The sequence below is a fragment of the Tropicimonas sp. IMCC6043 genome (assembly GCF_004146235.1).
Classification (GTDB): Bacteria; Pseudomonadota; Alphaproteobacteria; order Rhodobacterales; family Rhodobacteraceae; genus Tropicimonas.
In genome coordinates this window covers 1-8,455 of sequence record NZ_SELO01000087.1, presented here as the reverse complement: position 1 = coordinate 8,455, position 8,455 = coordinate 1, and the positions used below count along the sequence as shown (strand labels likewise).

Annotated in this window: 9 protein-coding genes and 1 pseudogene; 5 read left to right on the top strand and 5 right to left on the bottom strand. The window is 59.4% G+C overall.

Annotated features, from left to right (window positions below; genetic code table 11):
* The first annotated feature begins 68 nt into the window (after nt 1-68).
* From EU800_RS29215 to EU800_RS29210, 3 genes are all read left to right on the top strand, one after another.
* Nucleotides 69-281, top strand: coding sequence for an SEC-C metal-binding domain-containing protein (locus EU800_RS29215; protein ID WP_371685672.1), 213 nt, complete (start codon nt 69-71; stop codon nt 279-281).
* Between the two features lie 106 nt (nt 282-387).
* Entirely contained in the window at nt 388-1,056 is a 669-nt protein-coding gene (locus EU800_RS25420; protein ID WP_129636263.1) for a hypothetical protein, read from the top strand.
* Between the two features lie 165 nt (nt 1,057-1,221).
* Nucleotides 1,222-1,524, top strand: a complete 303-nt coding sequence (locus tag EU800_RS29210) for a LysR substrate-binding domain-containing protein (protein WP_129636266.1) — start codon at nt 1,222-1,224, stop codon at nt 1,522-1,524.
* A 523-nt stretch (nt 1,525-2,047) separates the two neighbouring features.
* On the opposite strand, the gene EU800_RS25410 is transcribed toward EU800_RS29210, so the two are convergent.
* Nucleotides 2,048-2,635: a hypothetical protein gene (locus EU800_RS25410; RefSeq protein ID WP_242500832.1), complete on the bottom strand. Its 588-nt coding sequence runs from the start codon at nt 2,633-2,635 to the stop codon at nt 2,048-2,050.
* A 131-nt stretch (nt 2,636-2,766) separates the two neighbouring features.
* Nucleotides 2,767-3,234 (bottom strand): MAPEG family protein, encoded by a 468-nt coding sequence (locus EU800_RS25405; RefSeq protein ID WP_129636262.1) that lies wholly within the window; start codon nt 3,232-3,234, stop codon nt 2,767-2,769.
* A 121-nt stretch (nt 3,235-3,355) separates the two neighbouring features.
* On the opposite strand from EU800_RS25405, the gene EU800_RS25400 reads away from it, so the two are divergent.
* Nucleotides 3,356-3,931, top strand: coding sequence for a TetR/AcrR family transcriptional regulator (locus EU800_RS25400; protein WP_129636261.1), 576 nt, complete (start codon nt 3,356-3,358; stop codon nt 3,929-3,931).
* Nucleotides 3,932-4,126: 195 nt separating this feature from the next.
* Here the strand turns inward: EU800_RS25400 and EU800_RS25395 are convergent, their stop codons facing one another.
* From EU800_RS25395 to EU800_RS25385, 3 genes are all read right to left on the bottom strand, one after another.
* Entirely contained in the window at nt 4,127-4,609 is a 483-nt protein-coding gene (locus EU800_RS25395) for a cytochrome c (protein ID WP_165354849.1), read from the bottom strand.
* 281 nt (nt 4,610-4,890) lie between these two features.
* The gene (locus EU800_RS25390; protein ID WP_129636264.1) at nt 4,891-6,234 is read right to left on the bottom strand and encodes a cytochrome P450; all 1,344 of its coding nucleotides are present in this window, start codon (nt 6,232-6,234) and stop codon (nt 4,891-4,893) included.
* A 798-nt stretch (nt 6,235-7,032) separates the two neighbouring features.
* On the bottom strand, nt 7,033-7,893 hold the full coding sequence (locus tag EU800_RS25385) for a poly(ADP-ribose) glycohydrolase domain-containing protein (protein ID WP_129636259.1): 861 nt from the start codon (nt 7,891-7,893) through the stop codon (nt 7,033-7,035).
* Between the two features lie 344 nt (nt 7,894-8,237).
* Between EU800_RS25385 and EU800_RS27355 the strand changes: the two are divergent.
* Nucleotides 8,238-8,455: pseudogene (locus EU800_RS27355) on the top strand (hypothetical protein); the annotation flags it as partial.

The window sequence follows — 8,455 nt, the reverse complement described above, 5'->3', positions numbered from 1 at the left end:
GCGCCGGACGCTTGAGCAATTTGAGGGCTCCGCGCCCGGCGCGCTTGCCCAGTTCGAAACCCAGTAATATGAAAACCAGACCCGCAGACTCTCGTTATGAACGAGGGAACTCCGGGGGGCAGGTCACGCGGAACAGGTGGACAAAGGGATATTCTCAGTTCGCATCTGAAAGTGAAGCACACGGTTCACCCGTGCCGTTCCGGGGGGCCAAGGTGGGTCGGAACGAAACTTGCCCCTGCGGGTCCGGGCGGAAGTACAAGCGCTGCTGCGGCGCAAACTGAGGGATAACAGCTTCGTCAACCATAAAACTCGCTGAGTTGACGGCCGGAGCCTACCGACGAGGATCGAAACAACCAGACGCATACGTAGGAGCGCCCAGGCGTAACCATGTTCAAAGGGGATTTCACGATCCTCTATCCTCGGTCTAAGCTGGAAACCGGAACATCGGTCAGCTATCGGGAACGGAATATGAGGTGCTTTGCGACCGCTCTGTTGCTGGTCCTCCTGTCACTCGGTCCAGCATCCGCGCACGAGTTTTCTCTGGGTATCTATGCTTCGGGCGATCAAGCGATCGAAAAGCTCAACTCGGCTGTCCGCGGAGTACTTATCGCTGCTGACGAACGTGACGGTCACCCTGACGAAACTTCTGACGGCCATCTCGGCGGGGTCGATGTACACATATTGCCCTTCCACGGTAACCGCCACGTTGCGATGCCTGAGCTCGTAAACGGTTATCGAGGGCAACTCGACTTCTTACTGCTGCTTGAGACCGGAGTGGTGCCAAGCGAAGCCCTGCCCGGCAAAACGGATCAAACGATCATTCTGGATCCCGGCATTCTGCCCGCCGGTTCTCCATGGCAGGACAACGAAATCGCCAATAGTTTTGCCGCGAGATATCATACTTTATGGTCATCTGAGGCGGATATCGCCTCGGCACTGGGATACAATGCGGCGCGACGGATAGACGCTGCAATCCGTCCCCATGATGGGATCGATCAGGCCGCGGCAATCATCGACGCCCTTGCGCGCAGCAAACACGGTATCGATTGGCAGTGAAGAGTGTGCCATTGCGCTCTCAAAGCGCTTACCAGAAAGGCAAACTGTCCCCGTGGACTGCTACCCACGGAAGGAACAGTTGACGCGATACCACTTTTTGCCTATCAAGGGGAAACCGGAGAGTGTTAGCGGCCCTTACCTTCGGTCTTTCCGTCCGAAGAAGCCCTGAAAAACCGCACGGCGATTTCCACCGACAGCGTTCTCGCCGCCACGGCGGCAGCGCGCGAGGGAATGGGCGCTGTCATGATGTCTGCATTTCTCGCCGACGCAGAACCCGGGCTGCAAAGGATCGGCGGTTCGTTCCCAGAGCTAACGCTTCAAATGTGGGTCTTGACTCATCCCGACTTGCGCAAGACGTCCCGCGTCATCGCTTTGATAGATCATCTCGTCGGCAGGCTGCGCAGGGACAGGGCACGATTCGAAGGAACCCCTGAGAGACCGGCTTCCTCGGGACAAGTCCCAGACTGAACAGTTCTGTGCTGGAAAAGTCCATTTTGTTAAGTGCTGGCCGAGCGGCGCAGCGGCCGTGCCAAACCCTGCAAACACTGGCACCCTTCGTGCCTGGGAATAATCAAGAGTATTTCATTCTTCTTCGCACCGGCGGCACGGCGCTGCCTTGGCAGCATTATCAAGCGGGCTTGGAGGCGAGCGCAGAATGGAGACAGTGCGCCTGCCACTCGACGTCATCACGCGATCCGGTCGGCTCCTTCGCTCCGTCCCTCGTGAGGACGATCTCAAATCAGTCGCAGTCGTCGCATACGGCCGAGACCATGAGGCTGTGATCGACGTACGCGAAGCGCGGTTCGACCCGGTCAGCAATTCCGCTTGGCCAACCGATCGCCGTGGCGAGCGGCTGCACGGCTACTTACGGCTTAAGAAGAATGCTGCCCAGCACCTCAACTTCATCATCATTCACGCGGATCACGAGGACTTGCTGTCGCGTTACGCGCTTGCGGTGAGTGCGCGGTATAAGCCGCGCACTCGCAAAGCTTCATCCGTGGTGGTTTTCGCAGGTAACCATTGGGTTGAATGGCATCAAATCGCCAGAGGGATTCTCGCGAAACAGCCAGACGTGTTGGTCGAAATGCGGCATGAACCCATGCGCTTCGTCCCCGGAGGTGTTGGGATCGTCACTCATGTGGTCCCATTCCCGGTTATTCAGCACCGGCGGGCCATCGTGACCATCGGCCAACCACGCGGCCTCAAAGACCAGGTTCTCGACACCGACCAGTTCAAGCGAGCCATCAGCCTGCGGCTCATAGAGCAGGATCGCGGGCGCCATGAAGTCCGTGTGGGTGCTTGCCCCGTCAACTCTGTCGCCCGGAGGCGAGAGTTTCAGGAGGTCGGGCCGAAGGTAGTGAATGCCCATCCCTCCCCATTCCGCCGGCAATCCTTCCGCTGCTGCGTCAATGCAGTGACCTGAAGGATCCGGAATGTAGCCCTCAGAGAGCGCGACCTCGACGCTCTTATATTTCTCGGTGGCTGTTCGCATCGCGTCGAGGTCGTAGTCTTCGGCAATAACGGGTGCACCAAAGGTCGATGCAACCGCAACCGCAATGACGCCATTAACAAGTCTCATGGTGTTTCCTCCGCTGGTTGGACGGTCTTTCCGGGACTGTCCTGATCTTCGATTTACGATATTTCAACGAATGTGACTGAATACGCTTGTGGAACGTTGAACCCCAATCGGAACAATCGGGTTTTCAGAGTTCAATGCCCTAGCGCAACCCAGAGCACGTAGATTGCCATCGCGATGACCGCGAGCGACCCGGCCGTATAGAGCGTCGCCCGGACCTCATGGCTTTGCTGGGTGGTGTAGGCCAGCGTATGCAGAAGTCGGGCGGCGACGAAGCCGTACATCAGCACGCCCGCCAGCAGGGTCGAAGGCCCGGCGACTACGAAGAGCAGGCCCACGGCGAGGAACGCCGGGATGTTCTCCAGGTCGTTGCGGTGGATGCGGCGCGACCGGTCGACGTAGTCGTTGATCTCAAGCTGCGACGGGTTCGGGTTGCGGTTGATGAGCCCGGGGCGCAGGTCCTCGGCCGACGCCCAGCCCGAACCCACCTTCAGCATCCGGTAGACGGTCACCCACCCCTGGCCCATCACTTTCAGCACCATCAGGGCTGCAGCGATCATGTAGATGACAAAAACGGGGTTCTGTATGGTGAGTGTGGACATCGCGGGGTCTCCTTGCTGACGGTTTCCCAGTTTTCGTGAAACTTATCATTTCACGAATTTACATATACCGCGAAAGAAGAAGACTTGTCAATCTTCGTGAAATATTGTGTATCATCAAATCATGGCCAGGAAGTACCAACAGACAAAACGCGCCGCAGCGCAGGAGGAGACCCGGCGGAGAATCGTCGAGGCGGCGATCAAGCTGCACCAGTCGAAGGGCCCCGCCGCCACCTCGATGCGCGACGTGGCGCAGGAAGCGGGCGTCGGCACGGTCACCGTCTACCGCCACTTTGCCGACGACATGGAACTGCTCGGCGCCTGCAGCGGCACTTACTTCGAGCGCCACCCCCTTCCCGATCTCGAGGAATGGGCAACTGTGGAGGGCAGTGAAAAGCGCTTCCGCCACGGGCTTGCCGCGGCCTACGCCTTCCACCGCGAGACCGAGCCGATGATCTCCTCGGTGATCGACGATCTGCGCGGCAGTCCGGTCATGGCGCCCTATGACGGCTACTGGCAGGCCGCGGGGGAGATCCTTCTCGCCGCCTTCCCCGAGCCGGAACAGCAGGACCCGCTTCTGAAGGCTACGATCGCCCTGGCGCTGAACTTCGAGACCTGGCGCCTGCTGGCGATACACCAGGGGCTGTCGGACCAGCACGTTATCAATCTCATGACGCGGCTTCTGAGCGACTGCCGGTGACGTCGCCTTGTTGGCCATATAGGGTAATTGAACGATGCTGCAGCATCACCGCACGAATCCTCTTGGCTCCAGCCGACGCTCACTGCAGGCAATAGCAACGTCGTCTAAGCGGATTTTTCGGCGAAGCCGGGCACGTTGTTCAGACCTTCCTTAACTGCACGGATTCACTTGAAGTCCCGTTGCCGGTTGAGCGTTTCACTCATCGACCGCAAAACGAAATGCGCCGCCGCTAGACGGACGTAAGCCATGACAGCCTGTGCAGGCCTCTGTGAGCAACCCGAAAGCTACCGAGTAAGCCTCTGAATCTCCACTATCCGCGATCTCGGCCAGCGCTAAGGCCTGAGCCTTTAGCAACTCCGCCGCAGTCGCAAAAGCACTCGCATCAGTCCACACCTCGGGTTTTACGCGGCTGCCTGGGGCTTCGCCCTTCGCGGTTTCTGGTGGCAGCAGGAGAAGAAATTCATCCATGATATCTGGCATCGAGCGCGCCGTGTCTGCAGCACTTTGGTAGTCGTCGCTTTTCTTGTTCTTTACTTTAAATAGATTGAAATAGGCGGTTTGCAGATCATGCATCAGCAGGTTTCGAGCGACAACGATCTGCGCGCGCTCATATTCCGAGGATTGTGGATACCCATGTTGTGGCGCAGTCGCCAGCATCGCACTAAGAATGGCGGTCAAGAACGATCTCATGGGCCATCTTCCCTCCCGATTGTGCAGTGGACGCAGTATACCATACCCTGACGTTCCGCCGAACCTGCGTCGGTGCTCGCCGATACTGTCGCCGTTCGAGGCTTCTTAGAGCACCATGGCCTCGACCACTAAGTGCACGGTGTTAGAAACCATCACGTAGGAGCCTCTGAGGGGGCTTTGAGCAGCATCGCGACATAACGCGATTGGCGGATTCCAGAAATTATTGATATATTTCAAATTATTGCAAGTACGAGATGCTCGTCGAAGCCTCAGTGCGGCGTGATCCCTAGTGTGACGCCGGGATCGGGGCGCACGGTCATGTGCATTATGGGCTCGGGGCGGAGGCCTTTCGGCGCGAAGCGGTAGCGCGACAGCAACGTGGCAAGGATAATCCCCGCCTGAATGATAGCAAAGTTCGCTCCCAGGCAGACCCGAGGACCAGCGCCAAATGGTAGGTGCAGGTAGCGGTCCCTCTTCTGGCTGGGGCCAAAGCGGGCTGGGTCGAAATGGTCGGGCCGGTCCCAGTAATCGTGGTGGCGGTGCAGTGCCCAGATGTTAACGAAGATCGTTTCGCGCGGCCGGATCTCGCGATCGTACAGGGTGTCGGCCTGGCGCACGTTTCGAGCCAACACCCCCACTGGTGGGTATAGCCGCATGGCCTCGTCGAGGATGGCGGTGATGCGGGGCATGTGCGCAAGGTCCTCGTGACCGCAGGGGCCGCCCTGCAGCACTCCTCGAACCTCGTCGCGGGCGCGGGCCTGCTCCGGCTCGTCATGGGCCAGCAAGTAAAGGGCCCAGGCCAGTGACAGCGCAGTTGTCTCGTGCCCCGCGACGATGAAAAACTGCATATTGTGCAGCAGGTCCTGCGGCGACATGGTGCGACCACTTTCCGGGTCGCGTGCTGCCAGCATGTGGTCAAGCAGATCATCCGCCTTGCCCGTGGCCTCCCGTCGCCGCGCCTCGATGGCACGAGCCACCATTGCGTGCATGGTCTTCACCGCCCGACGCCCGAATAGCTCGGCCGGGCGCGGCACCCAAGGCGGCACTTGGAGGAAATCCAGCAGCGAAGCCCGCCCCACGGTCAGGAAATAGCGGGTGATGGCCTCACCATAGGTGTCCGCGTCGAAATGTTCCCGTCCCGACAGGGCCACATCGCAGATCACGTCGAAAGTCGCCGACAACATTTCGGCTACTATTTCGGCGCTGTCCGTACCGGCAAGACGGTCGCAGACGCGTTCTGCTGTGGCGGTCATCATCGGTGCGAGCGCCTCGACGTTGCGGGCGGCGAACACCGGCGCAATGGCCCGGCGCTGCCATCGCCATTGTGCACCCTCGGAGGTGAACAGGCTGTCGCCCACTGCCGGGCGCAGCATCCGCAGCATGACCTCAGACTTCGGGTAGTTCTCGACGTTGTCGAGGAACAGCCGCTTCATGCCTTCGGGGCCCTGCACCATGTGCCAACGGGCGTGACCTGTAGTTCCAGTGACGATCGGCTGTGTGTAGGCGATGGCAGGAATGATCCGCAGCACGTTGTTTCGGACCGCTCGAAGGCTAGCCAGCATGCCCAAGGGCTCGGTAGCGGGCTCGATGCGGGGCGGCAACGTCTGCGTCATGATCATTCCTTGGTGTATGCTTGAAAACTATCTCCTTTGTCGGAGACGTATAATGTTTTTCGGGACGTTCTTCTGCCGCCCTTGCCTAGTGGAACGAGCTCGGCGTGGCATAGGGGACAGTCTTCGCTTCGCACGTTACTGACCTGATCGCGGAACGTTCGTCTTGACCAAGATGCTGCAGTACGCAGAAGCGCCCTCATGGTAACTCTGCGCCGTTGCGGGTACCCCCAGACCCCCTCGCAAGCCTTGGCAGGACGTCAACAAGCCTGCTCGCCAGCATTCTTGTGCGGAGGCGGTCACCCCACCCCACCAACGGCCTTGGGCAGGGCTATGGCCCAGCGTAGCCGGGTTTCGAACGAGCTCGCGAGGAACGGTCGATTCCTGGTACGCTTTTTGTCCGCCGGCGTGCCGTTCTCGCCGCCCCAAACTGTCGTTCTGGCAAGATGCCGTTAACAGGCAGTTTCGTTTGAATCGGGAACACTCTCTCCACCAAGTCAGCTTGAACTGTGCCTATTGCTCCGACGGCAGGGGCTGACGTTTCGGCACGCTGCCCAGCGGCTACACACAGGCTGTGGTGCCGTAGCCCGGCCGGTGGCCGCAACAAACCCCGCAAACACTACGAACCCCGCTGCCCACCCCATCGACGGGTCTGATAGTCCAAGACCTGCGGCCAGTCTCCTGGCTAACCGGTTTCCGAGATCGACTTCGATCCCAAAGAAGGTCAGATCAAAGCGTTCCGTCACCGCCCCAGCCCGCGGACCCGTTCTGCTACCACCCGAATTCAGGAAGGAAGCTTCGTTAGCCGAGTTCCGCCGCAAAGGTGCGGTAGTTGTCCGGCCCATATCCAGCCGAAAAGATGGCAAACGCAATCAAGGCGAAGTCATTGCGGCGCCGGTCAATTTCCTCTCTGTAAAGACGCGCGACTTGGCTTGGCGGATTCCGGAAGGCTCCACATCCAAATGCACCCAGAACCACGTGCCGGACGTGGGCATTACGCAATGTGTCAAGTTGTGCCGCGATGCGATTTCGCGCCTCAGCAGGATCGAAATGAGAACCATCGCGGAGGTCCTGGGCGGACGCGCGCAGTTCGAAGAACGGAAACACAAGGTTGTCTGGAAGCCAAGCGTAGCCCAGGTCACTTTGGCTGCGGTCTTCCGCCCCTCGCAAACAGACCCTTGGCCGCGCTGTGTCCAGATATACCCGTCCTTCGACCGCCTGCAGCAGTTGAGTCATTTCCGGAAAATACAGATCGCGTGCCTCATCGTATTCCTCGGGCCCAATATGGAAATGACAATCCGTCCGCCGGTACATGTTCTCTTCCTGGGCCACCATACCTTCCACATAGCCGCCACCGGGGACATAGGCGTTCGCCATGTTGAGGGCGGCAAAACAAACTCCAAATTCTTTCGTCAGCTGGAGGGTAACGTCGCCCCAGTCGCCGGAAAGGACTCTCACCTCGCCGGCCGGCTCTCGCCCGGTAACCCCCCGACGCCAACGAGCAAGGTTCATCGCCGCCATTTTCTCATACTTGTCTGGCGGCTCAGTCGCGCTTAACCGATCCAATGTCTCGCGGAGAACTTCGCGACGTCTAACCATATCTGGCCTGCCGTAGCCGAGCGCGACCATCACGTCTTCGCGCTGCAGCGGCCTCCCTGGCATCCAGAGTCCTCCCCAAGCCGGACAATCATGAACCGAACGCCTGTTCGCAGTAACGGCAGCGGCCAAAGAAAGCACGGACCGTCCGTTTGGTTCCCGCGAAGCCTCGTCGCGTGCCTTCCCGTGACCAACGCGATCGGTTGGCTTCGTCCATCGAATGCGGGTTACTTACCACTATGTGCACAACTACGCAGCGCCACCTTGCCATATTTGCCTTCTGAAAAGATGACGACACGTGGCGCCTTAGCCCAGAACGGGACAATCCGTTACGGTAAGCCAAATGACTGCTCATTCAAATCTCGAGACGCGCAATCGAGCGCGTTCGTTGGCACGAGAACCTTCAAGCAATGAACACAATCCAGAGACTTTCATTTGCATGCCTCCTTGTCTCAAGCGCCGCCACCGCAGATCCGTTGCCAACCTTGAACCTTGACGCCCAGGCAACGACCGTCTCCGGTCTGTCCAGCGGCGCCTTCATGGCGGTCCAGTTGCAGGTCGCATTTTCGACCACCATCGGCGGGGCTGGCATTGTCGCGGGCGGCCCTTTCGGTTGCGCCGATCATTC